We start from the raw sequence: 17,856 nt of genomic DNA on the forward strand, positions 1-17,856 counted from the left end.
TGTGTCCGGGGGGTGGTACGCAGCCCATCGTACGTGCGGATCGGTGGGATGCCACCCGCCGGGTGGTGGTGGTCCGGCCCGGCCGGTGAAGTCTTGACCAACGCGCGATGATCCGTCAACCACACGGGCCGACGCCAGTGTCAGCCGCGCTTGGCCTTGATCAGCTCAAGGCGCTGCTGGGCGGTGTCGAGCTGACGCTGGACGCCCTCAGCGCGCTGCTGCAACGCCTCGGCGGTCTCCCGCAGCGCCTCCGCCTCCCCGGCCCGGCGCTGCAACGCCTCGCCGGCGCGGCGCAGTCGGGGCAGCCGGGCCAGCACCGGGCGCACGGCCAGCGCGAGCGCCACGAGTGGGAGCAGCACCAGGGCGAGCACGATCCAGATCAGCACGCCGGCCAGCCTACTGGGTGCGGCCGGCCACCGCCGGATCGCCCGACGGCACGGCGGCTGCCGCGGACGCCCGTTCGCCGCCGGGCAGCCGTGTCACCGGCGCGGGCACCGCGTACGCGTCGAGCGCGGCGGACGCGGACGCCCGGACCTGCTCGGCCAGCTCGACCGGGGCGACCACGGCGACGTCCGGGCCGAGGCCCAGCACGAAGCGCCGCGCCCACCCGAGGTCGGTCACGCGCAGCGAGACGAGCCACTGCTCGCCGTCGCCGGCCTCGACCCGCTCGCACGGGTAGTACTCGGTGATCCACCGCTCGCCCCGCCCGATCCGCAGGGTGATCAGCGGCAGGTCGGGCGAGGGGCGGAAGACGCCCTCGGTGAGGTCGTGCGGGACGGCCTGCGGCGGGACGGTGGCCGGCTCGTCCAGCTCGGTGATCGCGTCGATCCGGTCGGCGCGGAACAGCCGGACCGCCTCCGCGCGCCGGCACCACGCCTCCACGTACGCCCGGCCGCCGACCATCAGCATCCGCAGCGGGTCGACCACGCGCTCGGTGGTCTCGTCCCGTGCCGCCGTGTAGTAGGTGATCCGCAGCGCCCGGCCGCCCTCCACGGCGGCGCGCAGCGCCTCGACCCGGCGGCTGTCCCCGGGCAGCCGCACCGCGACCGGGGCGCCCACCAGGTCACCGGCGGCATCCTCGATCTTGGCGAGAGCCCGTTCGATGGCCTCGCGGTTGGCGACGCCGGGGGTCTCGGCGAGCATCCGCAGCGCCACCACGAGCGCGAGGGCCTCGTCGGGGGTGAGCCGCAGCGGCCGGTCGATACCGGCGTCGTAGGTGATGGTCACCCGATCACCGTCGAAGGCCATGTCGATCAGGTCGCCGGGGCCGTACCCGGGCAGCCCGCACACCCACAGCAGCTCCAGGTCCTCCCGGAGTTGCCGCTCGGTGACGCCCAGGTCACCGGCCGCCTCGGCGACCTCGATGCCAGGGCGGGCCAACAGGTAGGGCACCAGGTTGAGCAGGCGCGCCAACCGGTCGGCGGAGGTCTTGGAACCGCCACGGGCGGTCGGACGGGTCACCGGGCACCTCCCGAGACCGCCAGCTCGTCGTGGCGGACCGCGATCTCCTTGAGGCGCTGGATGACGGCCTCGCGGACCTCCGGCGGGTCGAGCACCCGCACGTCCGGGCCGTACCCGACGAGGTGGCCGGCCAGACCGTCCGGGTCGGCGTACGGCAGGACCAACCGGTCGCCGTCCGGCCCGGCGGTCACCTCGACCGCCCAGCGGCGCAGGCCGGCGGCCCGCCCCGGCGCGGCCAGCACGGTCGCCCGGCCGGTGCGCTCCACCGGCCCCGACCACCGGGCCACGTAGCTGATCAGGTCTTCTCCGGCCGGCGGCTGGTAGGCGCCGGGCGCACCGGTCACCCGGACCGCGCCGACGACCCGGGACAGGCGGAAGCAGCGGGTGGCGTCCCGGTCGAGGTCGTGACCGACCACGTACCACCGACCCCGCCAGCAGACCACGCCCCACGGTTGGAGCCGGCGGCGGCTGGGGGCGTCCCGGTCGGGTACCCGGTAGTCGAACCCGACCTCGCGGCGGTCCCGGGCGGCGGCGGTCAGCGGCGCGAACGCGGGGTCGACGGTGACCATCGGCTCCAGGCCGAGGGTGGCCTGCGGGTCCACGTCCACCCCGGCGGCGCGCAGCTTGGCCAGCCCGGACGACGCCGCGGCGGCCAGCCCGGCGTGCTGCCACAGGCGGGCGGCGATGCCGACGGCGGCGGCCTCGTCCGGTTCGAGAGGGATGTCGGGCAGCGCGTACTCACGGTGGGCGATGCGGTAACCCGGCTCGGCGTCGAAGACGCTGGCCGTGCCGGTCTCCAGCGGGACGCCCAGCTCGCGCAGCTCGGCCTTGTCCCGCTCGAACTTGCGCTGGAACGCCTCGTGGTCACGCGCGTCGTCGGGATCGTGCTCGTAGCCGGGCACGGTCGCGGCGATCTGCGCGGCGGTCAGGAACCGTCGCGTGGACAGCAGGCAGATCACCAGGTTGACCAGGCGTTCGGTGCGGGTCCGCGACACGCGGTAGACGCTAGCAGCCGACACGCCCAGGACGTGCACCCACGCGGGCGTGCCGCACACTTGTTCGGATCGGGCACCCTCCCCGGCGCGCCGCCGCCCACGGCCATAGGGTTGCCCTCATGTCGCAAGCCGGGATGAAGACCGAGAGCGAGAGCGTCGGCACCGTGGTCGTCGCGGGCGTGGCCAACCTCGCCATCGCGGTCGCCAAGCTGGTCGCCGGCCTGATCTCCGGGTCGGCCGCGATGCTCTCCGAGGCGGCCCACTCGGTCGCCGACACCACCACCGAGGTGCTGCTGTTCCAGGCGCTGCGCCGCGGGGCCCGCCCGGCCGACAGGCGACACCCCTTCGGGTACGGCAAGGAGGCCTACGTCTGGGCGTTCTTCGCCGCCATGTTCACCTTCGTGGCCGGTGCCGGCTTCGCCATCACCCACGGCGTCACCACGATCCTCGTGCACGAGCACAGCGGCGACTACCTCGTGTCGTACATCGTGCTGGCGGTCTCGTTCGTCATCGAGTCGATCTCGCTGGCCCGGGCCGTACGGCAGGTCCGCCGCGAATCCGAGCGCTGGCAGACCACCCCCCGACGGTTCCTACGGCTCACCGCCGACACCACCGTCAAGGCGGTCTTCCTGGAGGACAGCGCGGCCCTGATCGGCCTCGTGCTGGCCGGGCTCGGCGTCGGCCTGTCGCACGCCACCGGCGACGAGGTGTGGGACGGCGTCGCGTCGATCCTGATCGGCCTGCTGCTGCTGACGGTCGCCGGGATCCTCGCCGGCAACAACCTGTCGCTGCTGGTCGGCCGGGCCGTCCCGGAGCGACTCCGCCACGAGATCGAACAGGAGCTGGCCGAACTGCCCGAGGTGGAACGCATCGACACCCTGCTGACCATGCAGCTCGGCCCGGACGACATCCTCGTCGCCGCGAAGGTCGACTTCCGTGACGAGGCCACCGGCGCGCAGATCGAGGCCACCGCCGACGAGGCCGAGCGGCGGCTCACCGAGCGGTACCCGGAGATCCGTTTCGTGTTCCTCGACCCCACCCGCTCGCAGCCGGGCGCCACCGGCAACGCCCGACACACCCAGGCCGCGCCGCTCGGCGACGAGCCCACCTGATCACGCCGGCGTCGCACCCGGTCGCGGTCCGCCGCGCCCGCGCGGCTAGCGTGCCCGTCATGGTGCGATGGCGTACGGGGACGGTGGCGGCGCTGCGGCGGCAGTGGACCGGGGCGGTGGAACTCGACGTCGACCTGCCCGACGGCACACGCATGCGGGCGCTGGCCTATCCCGAGCTGGTCGGCACGCCCGAGCCCGGCGACCGGGTACTGCTCAACGCCGGTGCGCTGCTGATGGGGTTGGGCACCGGCGGGTACGCCCTCGTGGTGGCGCTGCCGGACCGGCTGCCCCCGGACCCGCCGGACGCCGCCGACACCCGCGACGCCGGGCACCTGGTCAAGGCCCGCTACACGCCGTTGCAGCCGATCCTGCTCGGCGTGGACGAGGAGGCCTCCCCGCACCGCGCCGTGCTGGCCGACGCCGACGACCTGGGCGGCATGCCGGTGGTAACCGCCGACCTGCACTCGGCGCTGCCGGCGATCCTGGCCGGCATCCGGGTCGACGCCCCGCAGGCGCGGGTCGCGTACCTGCTCACCGACGGTGGCGCGCTGCCGGCCTGGTTCTCCCGCACCCTCGCCGGTCTACGCGACGAGCTGGCCGGGACGATCTCGGTTGGGCAGGCGTTCGGCGGCGACCTGGAAGCGACGACCCTGCACGGCGGCCTGCTCGCCGCCCGGCACGTGCTGCGCGCCGACGTGGCCATCGTGGCGCAGGGGCCCGGCAATCTGGGCACGGGCACCCGGTGGGGCTTCTCCGGCGTCGCCGTCGGCGAGGCGGTCAACGCGATCGCCACGCTCGGCGGGCGGCCGATCGGCTCGCTGCGCATCTCCGACGCCGACCCCCGCCCCCGGCACAACGGCGTGTCGCACCACAGCCTCACCGCGTACGGCCGGGTGGCGCTCGCCCCGGCGGAGCTGGTGGTGCCCGACGGCCTGGACCCGGCCCTGGCCGCCGAGGTCGACGCGGCCCTGGCCCCACTGGCGGCCCGGCACCGGATCGTGCAGGTGCCCACGGCTGGCCTGGACGCCGCGTTGCGCGCCAGCCCCGTCCCCCTGTCCACCATGGGCCGCGCCCTGGACGCCGACCACGCCTACTTCCTGGCAGCAGCAGCAGCCGGCCGCCACACCACAACCCACCTCCCCTAACCCCCTCCCCCTGCCCCTCCCCCCTGCCCCCACCCCCCTGCCCCACCCCCCACCCCCGGGCTCCGCGTTGATCATGAAGTTATTGCGCGCCGCCTCGGCGTGTCGTGGCAACAACTTCATGATCAACGCGGGCGCCGGTGCCGAGGTTCTCGATGTCGTGGCCGTAGGCGAACGGCACGTACCCGACGACGCCGACGCGCATGTCGAAGGTGCCGGCCACCCCGCTACTGGCGAACACACCCATCTGGCCGTGGCCGGAGAGGTAGTACTGCCACTCGTCGCCGTTGGGATGCCAGTGCAGCTTCCTCATCCCGCCCGGGTCCACCTCGACCAGCGCGGCGCAGATCGTGGTGGCCGCGGCGAACTGGGTGACGTCGGCGACGCGCACCTGACCGCCCGGGAACCGCTGCGGCTTCTGGGCGAGCAACCGGCGGGCGGAGTTGCCCGCACCGGCGCAGGGTGGGCCGAGACCGCTCGAGGTGCGCAGTGCGGGCGGACGGGCCCGCGCCGGAACCCGATGCGGGCGGAGCACCCACGTCGGCGACGGCCAACGGATACCCGACGGCGCGACCCGGCCGGGCCATCCCTGACCCCGGTGGGTCACCGACGGACGCCGGCACGACGGTCCGGCGGACCGCCGACCACGCCGGCCCGCGTCCCGGCGTCGGGCCGCTTGCCTGACGGCTCGGCGGGCGAGGCGATCCACGAACAGTTCCCAACCGGACGCTGACCGGTTCCTGACAAGTCGTCGTTAGCGTCCACGCCCATGAATCGATCCACCACGTGGGCGGTGGCCGGCCTGACCGCCGTCGCCCTGACCGTTGCGCCCGTTCCGGCCTCGGCCGCGGACAGCATCGGCGCCCAGCTCCAGGCGGCCACTCCGGGCGGGATGTTCCTGGCCAACATCGACGACGACGCGAACGCCTGCCGGTCGGCGGCCCAGCGGATCACGAGCGAGGCGGTGGCCCGCGAGGAGGCCAACGAGCAGCGCTTCAGCGACGAGAAGGAGGCCCTCGCCCAACTACCGGACCAGGAGCAGGCCGAGAGGGACTTCCTGGCCCTGCGTCGGTCGCACCGGTGGGAGCAGAACCTCGCCGACCGGCAGCTGGCCGCGTGCAACGACGCCGCGGACGCGGTGGTGAACGGTGCCGCAGACGAGCGGGACCTGTTCCGGTTGCGGGTGACGCCCTGGTCGAACGCGCCGGCCGCCGCCACCGCGAAGGTGACGACGAGCGGCAAAGTGCGGCTGTTCGTGAAGCGCGCCCGCTGGGAGGTGGCGGACGTCCTGACGGTCGCCGAGCTGCGCCGAGGCGTCGACCTGGGCCTGGAGGGCACCGACGTCGTGCGGGACCGGGCCGACTGGGACGGCACGGCGGTGGTCACCCTGACCGTCACCGTCGCGGGCGCAGCCACCACCCGAGCGGTACGTCTGCGGGCGGCACCCGTGCTCACCCAGCTCAACACGCAACGACTGCAACGTGTGTTCGCCGCCGAATCCGATGACGAGAACGCTCGCGGCTGGCATGCCGAGATCGCCAAGGTGGCACCGCTGACCACCCTGGCGACCGCCGACGACGGCTGGACGCAGGACCTGTTCGAACCGGCGTACCAGAAGGTCGACGGGCACGGCATGCGGGTGCTCGTGCCCTCGGTGAACGACCGGCACCGGCAGGCCGCGCGCGCCGCCTACACGCAGCTGCGGGGACGCGACGTGGCGGTGGTGCACATCGCCGACGTGCCGCAGGCCGACAGCGACGACGACAACACGTACGACTCGATGGGCAACCTGGAGACCATGCCGCCCACGCCGGGTCACCCGAACGGGACGATCGTGGTGGGTGGCACGCCCTCGGCGCGGGTCATGACGTTCTTTCGGGCGCAGGGCGCGCAGGACGTGGTCACGGTGGACACCGGCTGGCTGACCGTCGGGCACGTCGACGAGTTCATCCAGTTCCTGCCCGTCGACGGCGGATGGAAGGCGATCGTCGCCGACCCGGCCGCCGGCCTCACGATGCTGGCCAGCGTGCCGCAGAAGGAGAAGCTGCACGGCAACCTGCCGACGTTGGAGTGGCCCTACGACGAGCGCATCGACAAGCGCACCGTCGCCGAGTTCCGCGCCGACGACCAGTTCGTCGACACCAACCGCATCGCCGCCCGCCGGATCGACCAGAACATCGCCACGCTGGGCCTGCCGGCGTCCCGGATCGTCCGGATTCCGGTCCTGTTCACCGCCCGCAGCTTCGACTGGGCGCTGGCACAGAGCGCGATCGACGGCATGGACGACGGACCGGAGAAGGACGACGCGATCGTCGCCCTCAACGCCATGCGGTACGCCGTCGGCGAGACCCCCAACCTGATCAACGGGCTGGTGGTCAACGGCAACCGGTACGTCGCGCCCAAACCGTACGGCCCTCTGCTCGGCGGCCACGACGTGTTCGAGACCGCCGCCAGCCAGGCGCTGGCGACGGTGGGCTACCAGGTCAGCTACGCGGACGATCTCACCTCCGCGCACGTGGGCGAAGGCGAGATCCACTGCTCCACGAACACGTTCCGGGACTACCTCACCTCGTGACCGACACACGAGGTCGGGACGCGTCGCAGGGCGAGGCGAACGACCATCGGATCCCTATTGGAGCCTCACAGCTTCCTGACAAGTGGTCAGTAGCGTCGCACCCATGAGAGAACACGAGCACATCGGGACGACCGCCAACGGCGACTGGGCAATCGACACGGACACGACGGCCACCAAGGCCAGCGGAGAGGGTGAGCACGGCACGCAGCGCTGACCGGGCCGGGACAACCCGGCTCAGGACAGGAAGATCAGAGCGAGCCAGCCACCCACGATGACCACCAGCGCCACGGCCAGCACCCAGGTCGGCACGGTGTACTCACCGCGTCGGTTGCGGTCGATCTCGGCACGGATCTTCTCCCGCCGGCGTTCGACCCAGTTCTGCCGCTCGGTGCCGCGCTCGGGGCGGTCGGGTGGTCCGGAAGTCGTCATGGCGCGCTCAGCCTACCGGGTGCGCCGGCCCCGGCGGTGGACACCGCCGCCGGGGCCGGCGCACCCGTCACATGCTGGCGATCAGCCGTTCCACCCGCTCGTCGTACGCGCGGAAGGGGTCCTTGCAGAGGACGGTGCGCTGCGCCTGGTCGTTGAGCTTCAGGTGCACCCAGTCGACGGTGAAATCGCGCCGCTTCTCCTGGGCGTGCCGGATGAACTCGCCGCGCAGGCGCGCCCGGGTGGTCTGCGGCGGGGTCTCCTTGGCCTCGAAGATCTCCGGGTCGGTGGCGACCCGGTCCACCTCGCCACGGCGCTCCAACAGCCCGTAGAGGCCACGACCACGGCGCACATCGTGGTAGGCCAGGTCCATCTGCGCCACCCGGGGATGCGACAGCGGCAGGTCGTGCTTGCGCTGGTAGCGCTCGATCAGCCGCAGTTTGCTGACCCAGTCGATCTCACGCGAGACCGGCTCGAGGTCACCGCTCTCGACCGCGTTGAGCACCCGGCCCCACAGCTCGACGACCCGCTTGGCGGCCTGGTCGCCGCCACGACGCTCGACGAACTCGGTGGCCTTGGCCAGGTATTCCTGCTGGATGTCCAGAGCGCTGACCTCCTTGCCGGAGGCCAGGCGCACCTTGCGGCGGCCGGTGATGTCGTGCGACACCTCGCGGATGGCCCGGATCGGGTTCTCCAGCGACAGGTCGCGCATGACGACACCGGCCTCGATCATCCGCAGCACGATGTCGGCGGTGCCGACCTTGAGCAGCGTGGTGACCTCGTTCATGTTCGAGTCACCGACGATCACGTGCAGGCGCCGGTAACGCTCGGCGTCGGCGTGCGGCTCGTCGCGCGTGTTGATGATCGGGCGGCTGCGGGTCGTCGCCGAGGAGACGCCCTCCCAGATGTGCTCGGCCCGCTGCGACAGGCAGTAGACCGCGCCCCGCGGCGTCTGCAGCACCTTGCCGGCCCCGCAGATCAACTGCCGGGTCACCAGGAACGGGATGAGCACGTCGGCGAGCCGACCGAACTCCCCGTGCCGGGAGACCAGATAGTTCTCGTGGCAGCCGTACGAGTTGCCGGCCGAGTCGGTGTTGTTCTTGAACAGGTAGATCTCACCTGCGATGCCCTCGTCGTGCAGCCGCTTCTCCGCGTCGACGAGCAGCCCCTCCAGGATCCGCTCGCCGGCCCGGTCGTGGGCCACCAGGTCGGTCACCGAGTCGCACTCCGGTGTCGCGTACTCCGGGTGTGACCCGACGTCCAGGTAGAGACGGGCCCCGTTACGCAGGAACACGTTGCTCGACCGACCCCAGGACACGACGCGCCGGAACAGATACCGCGCGACCTCGTCCGGGGACAGCCGCCGCTGCCCGCGATAGGTGCAGGTGACGCCGTACTCGGTCTCGAGGCCGAAGATTCGCCGCTCCATGATGAGACATTAGCCGCCCGGAGGCCCGGTTCGTCACTGTCACACCACAGGTCGTGCCCGAGGGGCGGTCACATACCGGTCGAGTGCGACATTCCGTCCGGGCCGAGGCTCGCCACGAACCGCCGGCAGGAGTCGTACTCCGGCAGCAGGCCGCTCTCGCGGGCCTGCGCGAGGGTCGGCGCGGCGTCGTCGCGCGCGGACAGCAGCGGCACCTCGGCGGGCCACTCGATGCCCAGCTCCTCGTCGAGCGGGTGCACGGCGTGCTCGCCGGTCGGGTTGTACGTGGCCGAGCACAGGTAGCTCAGCGTCGCGTCGTCGGTCAGCGCGCAGAACCCGTGCCCGAGCCCCTCGCTGAGATAGACCGCCCGCCGGTCGGTGTCGTCCAGCCGGACGCCCTCCCAGCGACCGAAGGTCGGCGAGCCGAGCCGCAGGTCCACGATCACGTCGAGGACCGCGCCGCGCACGCAGGTCACGTACTTGGCCTGCCCCGGCGGTACGTCGGCGAAGTGGATGCCGCGCACCACGCCGCGCGCGGAGACCGACAGGTTGGCCTGGGCGAGGCGCAGCGGGTGCCCCACCGCCTCGGCCAGCTTGTCGAAGCGGTACCACTCCATGAACATGCCGCGCGGGTCGCCGTGCTGCTGGGGGCTGATCTCCCAGGCGCCCTCGATGCTCAGCTCGCGGATCTTCACCAGGACACCCCGTTGCCGTCCAGCAGGCCGAGCAGGTAGTCGCCGTACCCGCTCTTGGTCAGCGGCGCGGCCAGCGCGCGCAGCTGGTCGTCGTCGATCAGGCCGGCCCGCCAGGCCACCTCCTCGACACAACCGATCTTGAGGCCCTGCCGCTCCTCGACCACCCGGACGAACTCGGCGGCCTGCATCATCGAGGTGAACGTGCCGGTGTCCAGCCACGCGGTGCCGCGATCGAGCACCGTCACCGACAGCTCGCCGGTCTCCCGGTACACCTCGTTGACGGCGGTGATCTCCAGCTCGCCACGAGCGCTCGGAGTGAGCTTGCGGGCGATGTCGACCACCCGATTGTCGTAAAAGTACAGGCCGGGCACCGCGTAGCGGGACTTCGGCCGGGCCGGCTTCTCCTCGATCGAGAGCACCCGGCCGTCGGCGTCGAAGTCGACCACGCCGTACTCCTGGGGGTTGGCGACCTGGTAGGCGAAGACCCGGCCGCCGACGAGGTCACCGTGGTCGGCGAGCTGCCGTCCCAGCCCCACGCCGTGGAAGATGTTGTCGCCGAGGATCAGCGCCACCGACTCGTCGCCGATGAAGTCCGCGCCGAGGATGAACGCCTGCGCGATGCCCTCCGGGCGCGCCTGGGCGACGTACTCCAGCCGCAGCCCGAACTGGCTGCCGTCGCCGAGCAGCCGGCGGAACTGGTCCTGGTCCTCCGGTGTCGTGATCACCAGGATCTCCCGGACCCCGGACATCACCAGGGTGGAGAGCGGATAATAGATCATCGGTTTGTCGAAGACCGGCATCAGCTGCTTGGACACCGCGCGGGTGATCGGCCACAGTCGGGATCCGGTACCGCCGGCAAGGAGGATTCCACGCACCGGCGAAGCCTACCGGCACGGCTACGGAACGTGCGTGGGGGTCGCGTCCCACGTCCGCCGACGAACGTCGCGTACACTCTCGGACCCGTGAGGATCCTCGTCACCGGCGGAGCCGGATTCATCGGGTCGGAGTACGTTCGACTGCTGCTGGGCAAGCCCTTGGGCAGCGCCGAGGGCGTGCCCCCGCTCGAACCGGCGGTCGTGACCGTGCTCGACAAGTTGACCTACTCGGGCAACCGGGCCAACCTCGACCCGGTCCGCGACGACCCTCGCCTGCGGTTCGTGCAGGGTGACATCTGCGACCCGGTCGTGGTCGACGAGGTCGTCGCCGACCACGACGTGATCGTGCACTTCGCCGCCGAGTCGCACGTCGACCGCTCGATCGCCGGCGCCGCGCCCTTCGTCACCACCAACGTGCTCGGCACCCAGACCCTGCTCGACGCCGCGCTGCGCCACGGCACCGGCCGTTTCGTGCACGTCTCCACCGACGAGGTGTACGGCTCGATCGACGAGGGCTCCTGGACGGAGACCTGGCCGCTCGCCCCCAACTCGCCGTACTCGGCCTCGAAGGCCGGCTCCGACCTGCTCGCGCTGGCCTACCACCGCACCCACGGCATGGACGTGGTGGTCACCCGCTGCTCCAACAACTACGGGCCGTACCAGTTCCCCGAGAAGGTCATCCCGCTCTTCGTCTCCAACCTGCTCGACGGCGGCACCGTCCCGCTCTACGGCGACGGCGGCAACATCCGCGACTGGCTGCACGTGCACGACCACTGCCGGGGCATCGCGATGGTCCAGCAGAAGGGCCGCGCCGGCGAGGTCTACAACGTCGGCGGCGGCACCGAGCTCACCAACAAGGAGCTGACCGGCCTGCTGCTGGAGGCCTGCGGCGCCGGCTGGGACCGGGTCGTCCCGGTCACCGACCGCAAGGGTCACGACCGCCGGTACTCCCTCGACATCAGCAAGATCAGCGAAGAGCTGGGCTACCAGCCCAGCATCATCCTCGACGACGGCCTCGCCGACACCGTGCGCTGGTACCAGGAGAACCGGGCCTGGTGGGAGCCGCTGAAGTCGGCCCCCACCGCATGACCCGACTACTCGTCACCGGCGCCGGAGGGATGCTCGGCCGGGACCTGATCACCGTCCTGGAGACCCGGCCCGACCTGAAGGTCACCGCCGCCGCCCGTACCGACCTGGACGTCACCGACCCCACTGCGGTCCGCACCGCCGTCGCCGGACACGACGTCGTTATCAACGCCGCCGCGTGGACCAACGTCGACGGCGCGGAAGCCGACGAGGCGGCGGCCACCGCCGTCAACGGCCACGGCGTGGCGAACCTCGCGGCGGCGTGCGCCACCAGCGGCACCCGGTTGATCCAGGTCTCCACCGACTACGTCCTCGCCGGCGACGCCGACTCCCCCTACCCGGAGGACGCGCCGACCGCGCCCGTCAACGCGTACGGGCGCGGCAAGCTGGTCGGCGAGCAGGCCGTCGCCCGCCTGCTGCCGGACACCGGGTACGTCGTCCGCACCGCGTGGCTGTACGGCGCGCACGGGCCGAACTTCGTGGCCACCATGCTGCGGCTAGCCGGCCAACGCGAGCACGTCGACGTGGTCGACGACCAGCACGGGCAGCCCACCTGGTCGTACCGCCTCGCCGAGCGGCTGGTCGCGCTCGCCGACGCCGCCCTGGACGGTCGCGCCGCTCCCGGCGTCTACCACGGCACCTGCGCCGGCCAGACCACCTGGTGCGGGCTGGCCCGTGCCGCGTTCACCCTGGCCGGTCTGGACCCGGACCGGATCCGACCCACCACGAGCGACAGGTATCCTCGTCCCGCCCCCCGTCCGGCGTACAGTGTGCTAGGGCACAGTCGCTGGGCGGCTGCGGGTCTGCCGCCGCTTCCGGATTGGCACTCCACCCTGGTTGACGCGTTCCACTCCCCCGCTCCACCCGCCCCGTGGAAGGTCGCATGAAGCTCACCCTCGTCACCGGCCTGACCGGCCTGATACTGCTGGCCACGATCGTCGAGCTGCTGCGCCGCCGGCAGCTCCGCGAGAAGTACGGCATGCTCTGGCTCTGCGTCCTGGTGATCGTCATTCCGCTGTCGCTCTTCCCCCGCCTGCTGGACAACGTCGCCGAGCTGCTCGGCGTCCAGTCCGGCGTGAGCCTCGTGCTCTTCCTCGGCATCGTCTTCCTGCTGCTGGTCTGCGTGCACCTCAGCTGGGAGGTCAGCGCCCTCGAAGAGGAGACCCGGACCCTGGCAGAAGACTTCGCCCTGCTCCGCGCCGAGATCGACGCGGACCGGGCGGCTCGAGACGAACTGGTGTCGCACGATGGTTAACGGCAAGCGGGTCCTGATCATCATCCCCGCGCTCAACGAGTCCGGCTCCATCGCCGACGTCGTCGGCGAGGTCCGCGGCGAACTACCCGGCGTCGACGTGCTCGTGGTCGACGACGGCTCCACCGACCGCACCGCCGCCGTCGCCTCCGCCGCCGGCGCCCGGGTCGCGAAACTCCCGTACAACCTCGGTGTCGGCGGCGCCATGCGGGTGGGATACCGGTACGCCCGCGATCACGACTACGACGTGGCCATCCAGATCGACGCGGACGGCCAGCACGACCCGCGGTACGTGCCCAAGCTCGTCGACCTGCTCGACGAGACCGACCTGGTGATCGGCGCCCGGTTCGCCGGCGAGGGCGACTACAACGTCCGCGGCCCCCGCCGCTGGGCCATGGTCATGCTTTCCGGCGTGCTGTCCCGCGTCGCCCGCACGAAGCTCACTGACACCACCTCCGGTTTCCGCGCCGCCAATCGCCGCGTAATCGAAATGTTCGCCACCTGGTATCCGGTGGAATACCTGGGTGACACGGTCGAGACGCTCGTGCACACCGCCCGGCGGGGCTACACCATCCGCCAGGTGCCGGTGGCGATGCGCAAGCGGATGGCCGGCACCCCCAGCCACTCCCCGGCCAAGGCCATGATCTACCTCGGTCGGGCCTTCGCCGTCCTCACGTTGGCGCTCATTCGCCGGTGATCCGGCGGCTGCTGAGTCTGGTCCCACCAGGCACCGTCGCCGTCGGCGCCGGCCTGGCCCTGCTGGGGCTCGCCTCCTACGTCCACCTGGCCGTCGCCGGGCACAGCCTCACCTCGGCCGACTACTCTTCGCTCGCGGCGCTCTGGACGATCGTCTTCACCTTCGGCATCGGCCTGTTCATGCCCGTCGAACAGGAGGTCGCCCGGCTCGTCGCCGGCCGGCACAGCCAAGGCCTACCCCCTGGACCGGTACTGGCCCGAGGGGTGGCCCTGGCCGCCGGTCTGCTCGCCGCCGTGGTCGCGCTGATCATCGCCACCCGAGGGCCGCTCACCGACCGGTTCTTCGCCAGCGACGACACCATGGTCGCCGTCCTGATCGGGTCGCTCGCCGCGCTCGCCGTCGCGCACACCACCCGCGGCGTGCTCTCCGGCCTGCAACTGTTCCCCTGGTACGGCACCCAACTCGGCGTCGACGGCGGCCTGCGCATCGCCCTCGTCGCCCTGCTCGGCCTGACCGGTGTCACCTCCCCCGTCTGGTTCGGCGCGGTGCTGATCGTCGCGCCGCTGATCGGCGTGGCGGTCACCGCCGCACCGGTCCTGCGGGCTATCGGCGGCGGCGTTCCCGTCGCCTGGGCCGCATTCCTGCGCGGCCTCGGTCTGCTCATCACGTCCAGCCTGCTGTCCCAGGTCGTCGTCAACATCGGCGTGATCAACGTCAAGGTGCTGGACCCGTCCGACGTGGCCACCGCCGGCGCCCTGCTCTCCGCGCTGGTGCTGGTCCGGATCCCGCTGTTCGTCTTCGCCTCACTCCAGGCGTCCCTGCTCCCGGGTCTCGCCACCTCCGCCGCCACCGGCGACCGGACTGCCTTCAACGGGCTGCTGCGCCGGGCCCTGGGCGTCGTCACCGCGCTCGGCCTCACCGGCGCCGTGCTCGCCGTCCTGCTCGGCCCGTGGCTGGTGCAGACCCTGTTCGACGCGCCCGGCGTCCTCGGCCACGGTGACTTCGCCTGGCTCGCCGCGGCCACCCTCGCCTACCTCTGGGCGATGGTCCTCGGTCAGGCGCTACTCGCCCTCGACCGGCACCGGGCGCAGGCGGTCGCCTGGGCCGTGGGCGTGGCCGCGCTGGTCGCCGCCACCCTCGCCCCGGTCGCCACCGCGCTGCGGGTCGAACTCGGCTACGCCATCGGCTCCGTCGTGGTCGCCGCCACCATGGCCGCCCTGCTCCGCACCCGCACAAGCGGCCCGGCGCCCATGCACACCACCACCACCCGCGAAGCCGTCGCACCCGGACTACCCGCAGGCTCCTGACCCCCCGGCCCCCGACCCCCGGCGATCTTGCACTTTCTGTCGAGACAAATGCGCGCAGAAGGTGCACTCGGGCGACAGAAAGTGCAAGATCGGCGAGGTTGAAGCGGGGCGGGGCGGGGCTGGGCGCCTGGGGGGGTGTGTGACACGCGGGCGGCGGGCGACCCGTTCTCCGGGCCGCCCGCCGCACACGACAGGTTCTACTTGCCGTCCGCCGGCTTGTCCTCCAGGTCGGCGGAGCCCGCCGACGTCGTCGGCTTGTGGGCCTCCGTGGTCGGCTGCGCCGGCGTGTCCGGCCCACCCGCCTCGGCCGGCTCCTCCGCCGCCGCGACATCACCGTCGAGCAACGCCGTCAGCGCCGCCCCCGTGATCCGCCGGAACGTACGCCCCACCCGCTGACGGTCCAGCACCGCCACCTCGAGCTGGTTCGCGGCGATCGTACGAGCCGCACCACCCTCACCACCGACGGTGCTCAACGCCTGCACCGCCACCCGGACCGCCTCGCCGAGCGACATGTCCGCCCGGTGCTGCGACTTCAGGACACCGGTGATCGCCTCGGCCTGGCCACCCATCGCCATCCGGCCCGGCTCGTCGTTGACCGACCCGTCGTACGTGAGCCGGTACAGCTCGTCGTCGTCCGGGGTCGCCCCGACCTCCGCCACACAGATCTCCACCTCGAACGGCTTCGACTGCTCGGTGAAGATCGCGCCCAGGGTCTGCGCGAACGCGTTCGCCAGCGCCCGCCCGGTGACGTCGCGCCGGTCGTAGCTGAGGCCGTTCAGGTCTGCCATCCGCACACCGGCACGGCGCAGGTTCTCGAACTCGTTGTACCGGCCGACGGCGGCGAAGCCGATCCGATCGTAGATCTCACTGACCTTGTGCAGGGCGCTGGAGAGGTTCTCCGCGACGAAGAGCACCCCGCCGGAGTAGCTCAGGACCACCGCGCTGCGACCCCGGGCGATGCCCTTGCGGGCCAGCTCGGAGCGGTCGCGCATGATCTGTTCGGGCGAGGCGTAGAACTGCATGGCCACGGCGGCGGTTCTCCTTACGGCGCTGTGCTGACGACTGCTGACTGGTGGGGGTGGACGGGGTTCAGCCGCCCGGGTTCTCCATCCGGCCGGCGACCACACCCTCGGCGATCGCCGCCGTCTCGGAGTCCGTCAACCGGCGCGTGCCCTCGGCGGTAGCGGTCATCACCACCGGATAGATCCGGCGGGTCAGGTCCGGTCCGCCGGTCGCGGTGTCGTCGTCGGCCGCGTCGTAGAGCGCCTCGACCGCGAGCCGGGTCGCGTCATCGAGGGACACGCCGGTCCGGAAACGCTTCTTGAGCGCCGACTTGGCGAAGAGCGAACCGGAGCCGATGGCGTCGTAGCCGGTCTCCTCGTACGGGCCACCGGTCACGTCGAAGCTGAAGATCCGCCCTGCCCGCGCCGGGTCGCTGGCGGCCAGGTCGAAGCCGGCGAACAGCGGAACGACGGCGAGGCCCTGCATGGCCGCACCCAGGTTGCCCCGGATCATCGACGCGAGCCGGTTGGCCTTGCCGTCGAGTGAGAGCATCGCGCCCTCGATCTTCTCGTAGTGCTCCAGCTCCACCTGGAACAGTCGCATCAGCTCGATGCCGATGCCCGCGGTGCCCGCGATGCCGACCAACGAGTACGCGTCGGCGGGGTGCACCTTCTCGATGTCGCGCTGGGCGATTAGGTTGCCCATGGTGGCCCGTCGGTCACCGGCCATCACCACGCCACCGGCGGCCGAGATCGCCACGATGGTGGTCGCGTGCGGCGCCAGGTCGGCGGCCATGCCGGGCGGAAGGGGTCGACGACCGGGCAGCATCTCGGGCGCCACCCGGCTCAGGAACGTGGTGAAGGAGGACGTCCCCGCGTTGGTGAACACATCTGGTAGACGCCCGGATGGATCAAAGCCCGCTGCCACGTGGTTCCTCTCAGGTACGTGATCGCCCTGGCCAGCCTCGTAGGACTGTCACGGAACTGGCCAAGACCACCGTTGCAGTTGAAGCAGAGTATCCCGCGCACCCATCCGGTGCGATGATCGTGGTCCAGATGTTGCGGGTCCGCGCCGCCACAGATCGCGCAGACCCCGCCCTGTTCGGCCAGGAGCTCCTGAAACTCCTTCTCCCCAATGCCGTAGCGCCGCCGCAGGTGGTACTCGCGGTTACCCCCGTACAGCCGCTCTTTGGTCTCACTGGTCTTCCTGTTGTGGCAGGGCTTGCAGTAGCTGGCATACCCGGAGCTGTCCGCCCGGTTCCGGGGAAAAGCATCGAACGGCTTGACCGCATCGCACGCCGGGCAGAACTTGTGCCCTTCTGGCACGACGCGGCTTGCCCGCACTTCACGGTCGAACTTGGCCTTCACCCGACGCGCGTAACTTGCCTTGGAACGCTCGTTGAAGCAGGGCTTGCAGTAGCTGCCCCGCCCTTCCGGCCTCTTCGAGCTGGCACAGAAATCATCAAGCGACTTCCACTCGCCGCAGTCTCGGCAGCAGCGCTGTCCGTCACGGTCATCACTCGCGTGAGACATATCCGAATTGACACTATATGTTCACTGACCTCCTTTTTGTACGTAACCTCTCACGAATTCTTCGGCGTTTTCTTCCAGGACGGAGTCGATCTCGTCGAGCAGGTCGTCGACGTCCTCGGTGATCTCGGCGTGCCGCTCGGCCACCTCGGGGTTGGCCTCGGTGGTGACGTCCTCGATTTCCTCGCCCTGGCGGGACTTGCCGGACTGCGACTGGCCGCCGCTGTCATGAGTGGCCATTGCTGCCTCCTCCACGATCGTCTGCGATGAACTTAC

At 71.5% G+C, this 17,856-nt stretch carries 20 protein-coding genes; 8 read left to right on the forward strand and 12 right to left on the reverse strand.

Annotated features, from left to right (window positions below; all coding sequences use genetic code 11):
• Positions 1–140: 140 nt before the first annotated feature.
• The 3 genes from ACGFH9_RS24795 to ACGFH9_RS24805 are packed head-to-tail and all read right to left on the reverse strand — an operon-like array spanning position 141 to position 2,456.
• Positions 141–386 carry a hypothetical protein gene (locus ACGFH9_RS24795; protein ID WP_393223463.1) on the reverse strand — a complete coding sequence of 82 codons (246 nt, stop codon included), beginning with the start codon at positions 384–386 and terminating at the stop codon, positions 141–143.
• Between the two features lie 10 nt (positions 387–396).
• Positions 397–1,461, reverse strand: a complete 1,065-nt coding sequence (locus ACGFH9_RS24800; RefSeq protein WP_393223465.1) for a helix-turn-helix transcriptional regulator — start codon at positions 1,459–1,461, stop codon at positions 397–399.
• Complete coding sequence (locus ACGFH9_RS24805) at positions 1,458–2,456, reverse strand: helix-turn-helix transcriptional regulator (RefSeq protein ID WP_393223468.1); 999 nt, start codon at positions 2,454–2,456, stop codon at positions 1,458–1,460. The genes ACGFH9_RS24800 and ACGFH9_RS24805 overlap by 4 nt, the downstream gene beginning before the upstream one ends.
• A gap of 119 nt (positions 2,457–2,575) precedes the next feature.
• Here ACGFH9_RS24805 and ACGFH9_RS24810 point away from each other — a divergent pair, with 119 nt between their 5' ends.
• Together ACGFH9_RS24810 and ACGFH9_RS24815 are read left to right on the forward strand one after the other, a co-directional pair.
• Positions 2,576–3,568 (forward strand): cation diffusion facilitator family transporter, encoded by a 993-nt coding sequence (locus ACGFH9_RS24810; RefSeq protein WP_393223471.1) that lies wholly within the window; start codon positions 2,576–2,578, stop codon positions 3,566–3,568.
• A 59-nt stretch (positions 3,569–3,627) separates the two neighbouring features.
• Entirely contained in the window at positions 3,628–4,713 is a 1,086-nt protein-coding gene (locus ACGFH9_RS24815) for a DUF3866 family protein (RefSeq protein ID WP_393223473.1), read from the forward strand.
• Positions 4,714–4,792: 79 nt separating this feature from the next.
• Here the strand turns inward: ACGFH9_RS24815 and ACGFH9_RS24820 are convergent, their stop codons facing one another.
• On the reverse strand, positions 4,793–5,245 hold the full coding sequence (locus tag ACGFH9_RS24820; RefSeq protein WP_393223476.1) for a cupin domain-containing protein: 453 nt from the start codon (positions 5,243–5,245) through the stop codon (positions 4,793–4,795).
• 234 nt (positions 5,246–5,479) lie between these two features.
• On the opposite strand from ACGFH9_RS24820, the gene ACGFH9_RS24825 reads away from it, so the two are divergent.
• Positions 5,480–7,285 carry a protein-arginine deiminase family protein gene (locus ACGFH9_RS24825; protein ID WP_393223478.1) on the forward strand — a complete coding sequence of 602 codons (1,806 nt, stop codon included), beginning with the start codon at positions 5,480–5,482 and terminating at the stop codon, positions 7,283–7,285.
• 234 nt (positions 7,286–7,519) lie between these two features.
• On the opposite strand, the gene ACGFH9_RS24830 is transcribed toward ACGFH9_RS24825, so the two are convergent.
• From ACGFH9_RS24830 to rfbA, 4 genes are all read right to left on the reverse strand, one after another.
• Positions 7,520–7,714 carry a hypothetical protein gene (locus ACGFH9_RS24830; RefSeq protein ID WP_393223481.1) on the reverse strand — a complete coding sequence of 65 codons (195 nt, stop codon included), beginning with the start codon at positions 7,712–7,714 and terminating at the stop codon, positions 7,520–7,522.
• A 67-nt stretch (positions 7,715–7,781) separates the two neighbouring features.
• Positions 7,782–9,140: a Pup--protein ligase gene (gene pafA, locus ACGFH9_RS24835; protein ID WP_234581936.1), complete on the reverse strand. Its 1,359-nt coding sequence runs from the start codon at positions 9,138–9,140 to the stop codon at positions 7,782–7,784.
• A gap of 68 nt (positions 9,141–9,208) precedes the next feature.
• Entirely contained in the window at positions 9,209–9,832 is a 624-nt protein-coding gene (gene rfbC, locus ACGFH9_RS24840) for a dTDP-4-dehydrorhamnose 3,5-epimerase (protein ID WP_393223484.1), read from the reverse strand.
• Positions 9,829–10,707: a glucose-1-phosphate thymidylyltransferase RfbA gene (gene rfbA, locus ACGFH9_RS24845; RefSeq protein ID WP_393223487.1), complete on the reverse strand. Its 879-nt coding sequence runs from the start codon at positions 10,705–10,707 to the stop codon at positions 9,829–9,831. The genes rfbC and rfbA overlap by 4 nt, the downstream gene beginning before the upstream one ends.
• Positions 10,708–10,794: 87 nt before the next feature.
• Between rfbA and rfbB the strand changes: the two genes are divergently transcribed.
• From rfbB to ACGFH9_RS24870, 5 genes are read left to right on the forward strand one after another with little or no spacing between them, the layout of a single operon-like run.
• The gene (gene rfbB / locus ACGFH9_RS24850) at positions 10,795–11,796 is read left to right on the forward strand and encodes a dTDP-glucose 4,6-dehydratase (RefSeq protein ID WP_393223490.1); all 1,002 of its coding nucleotides are present in this window, start codon (positions 10,795–10,797) and stop codon (positions 11,794–11,796) included.
• Positions 11,793–12,680, forward strand: a complete 888-nt coding sequence (gene rfbD / locus ACGFH9_RS24855; RefSeq protein WP_393223492.1) for a dTDP-4-dehydrorhamnose reductase — start codon at positions 11,793–11,795, stop codon at positions 12,678–12,680. Before rfbB ends, rfbD begins: the two co-directional genes overlap by 4 nt.
• A complete protein-coding gene (locus tag ACGFH9_RS24860; protein WP_007459918.1) occupies positions 12,677–13,048 on the forward strand; it encodes a DUF2304 domain-containing protein in 372 nt (123 codons plus the stop codon). The genes rfbD and ACGFH9_RS24860 overlap by 4 nt, the downstream gene beginning before the upstream one ends.
• Positions 13,041–13,742 carry a glycosyltransferase family 2 protein gene (locus tag ACGFH9_RS24865; RefSeq protein WP_393223495.1) on the forward strand — a complete coding sequence of 234 codons (702 nt, stop codon included), beginning with the start codon at positions 13,041–13,043 and terminating at the stop codon, positions 13,740–13,742. Before ACGFH9_RS24860 ends, ACGFH9_RS24865 begins: the two co-directional genes overlap by 8 nt.
• Positions 13,739–15,049: a polysaccharide biosynthesis protein gene (locus ACGFH9_RS24870; protein ID WP_393223498.1), complete on the forward strand. Its 1,311-nt coding sequence runs from the start codon at positions 13,739–13,741 to the stop codon at positions 15,047–15,049. The genes ACGFH9_RS24865 and ACGFH9_RS24870 overlap by 4 nt, the downstream gene beginning before the upstream one ends.
• A 197-nt stretch (positions 15,050–15,246) precedes the next feature.
• Here the strand turns inward: ACGFH9_RS24870 and prcA are convergent, their stop codons facing one another.
• The 4 genes from prcA to ACGFH9_RS24890 form a co-directional block, all read right to left on the reverse strand.
• Complete coding sequence (prcA, locus tag ACGFH9_RS24875; protein ID WP_355053023.1) at positions 15,247–16,077, reverse strand: proteasome subunit alpha; 831 nt, start codon at positions 16,075–16,077, stop codon at positions 15,247–15,249.
• Between the two features lie 61 nt (positions 16,078–16,138).
• A complete protein-coding gene (prcB, locus tag ACGFH9_RS24880) occupies positions 16,139–16,978 on the reverse strand; it encodes a proteasome subunit beta (protein ID WP_355233513.1) in 840 nt (279 codons plus the stop codon).
• On the reverse strand, positions 16,897–17,418 hold the full coding sequence (locus ACGFH9_RS24885; RefSeq protein WP_393223502.1) for an endonuclease VII domain-containing protein: 522 nt from the start codon (positions 17,416–17,418) through the stop codon (positions 16,897–16,899). The genes prcB and ACGFH9_RS24885 overlap by 82 nt, the downstream gene beginning before the upstream one ends.
• Positions 17,419–17,604: 186 nt before the next feature.
• Positions 17,605–17,820, reverse strand: a complete 216-nt coding sequence (locus ACGFH9_RS24890; protein ID WP_030332902.1) for a ubiquitin-like protein Pup — start codon at positions 17,818–17,820, stop codon at positions 17,605–17,607.
• Positions 17,821–17,856: the final 36 nt, after the last annotated feature.

The organism is Micromonospora sp. NPDC049102, from assembly GCF_043197485.1.
GTDB lineage: Bacteria > Actinomycetota > Actinomycetes > Mycobacteriales > Micromonosporaceae > Micromonospora.

Excerpts from the sequence above, each read along its gene's own strand:
- ACGFH9_RS24810 (WP_393223471.1), top strand. The coding sequence starts at position 2,576 with ATGTCGCAAGCCGGGATGAAGACCGAGAGCGAGAGCGTCGGCACCGTG.
- ACGFH9_RS24815 (WP_393223473.1), top strand. The coding sequence starts at position 3,628 with ATGGTGCGATGGCGTACGGGGACGGTGGCGGCGCTGCGGCGGCAGTGG.
- ACGFH9_RS24825 (WP_393223478.1), top strand. The coding sequence starts at position 5,480 with ATGAATCGATCCACCACGTGGGCGGTGGCCGGCCTGACCGCCGTCGCC.
- ACGFH9_RS24830 (WP_393223481.1), bottom strand. The coding sequence starts at position 7,714 with ATGACGACTTCCGGACCACCCGACCGCCCCGAGCGCGGCACCGAGCGG.
- pafA (WP_234581936.1), bottom strand. The coding sequence starts at position 9,140 with ATGGAGCGGCGAATCTTCGGCCTCGAGACCGAGTACGGCGTCACCTGC.
- rfbD (WP_393223492.1), top strand. The coding sequence starts at position 11,793 with ATGACCCGACTACTCGTCACCGGCGCCGGAGGGATGCTCGGCCGGGAC.
- ACGFH9_RS24860 (WP_007459918.1), top strand. The coding sequence starts at position 12,677 with ATGAAGCTCACCCTCGTCACCGGCCTGACCGGCCTGATACTGCTGGCC.
- ACGFH9_RS24865 (WP_393223495.1), top strand. The coding sequence starts at position 13,041 with ATGGTTAACGGCAAGCGGGTCCTGATCATCATCCCCGCGCTCAACGAG.
- ACGFH9_RS24890 (WP_030332902.1), bottom strand. The coding sequence starts at position 17,820 with ATGGCCACTCATGACAGCGGCGGCCAGTCGCAGTCCGGCAAGTCCCGC.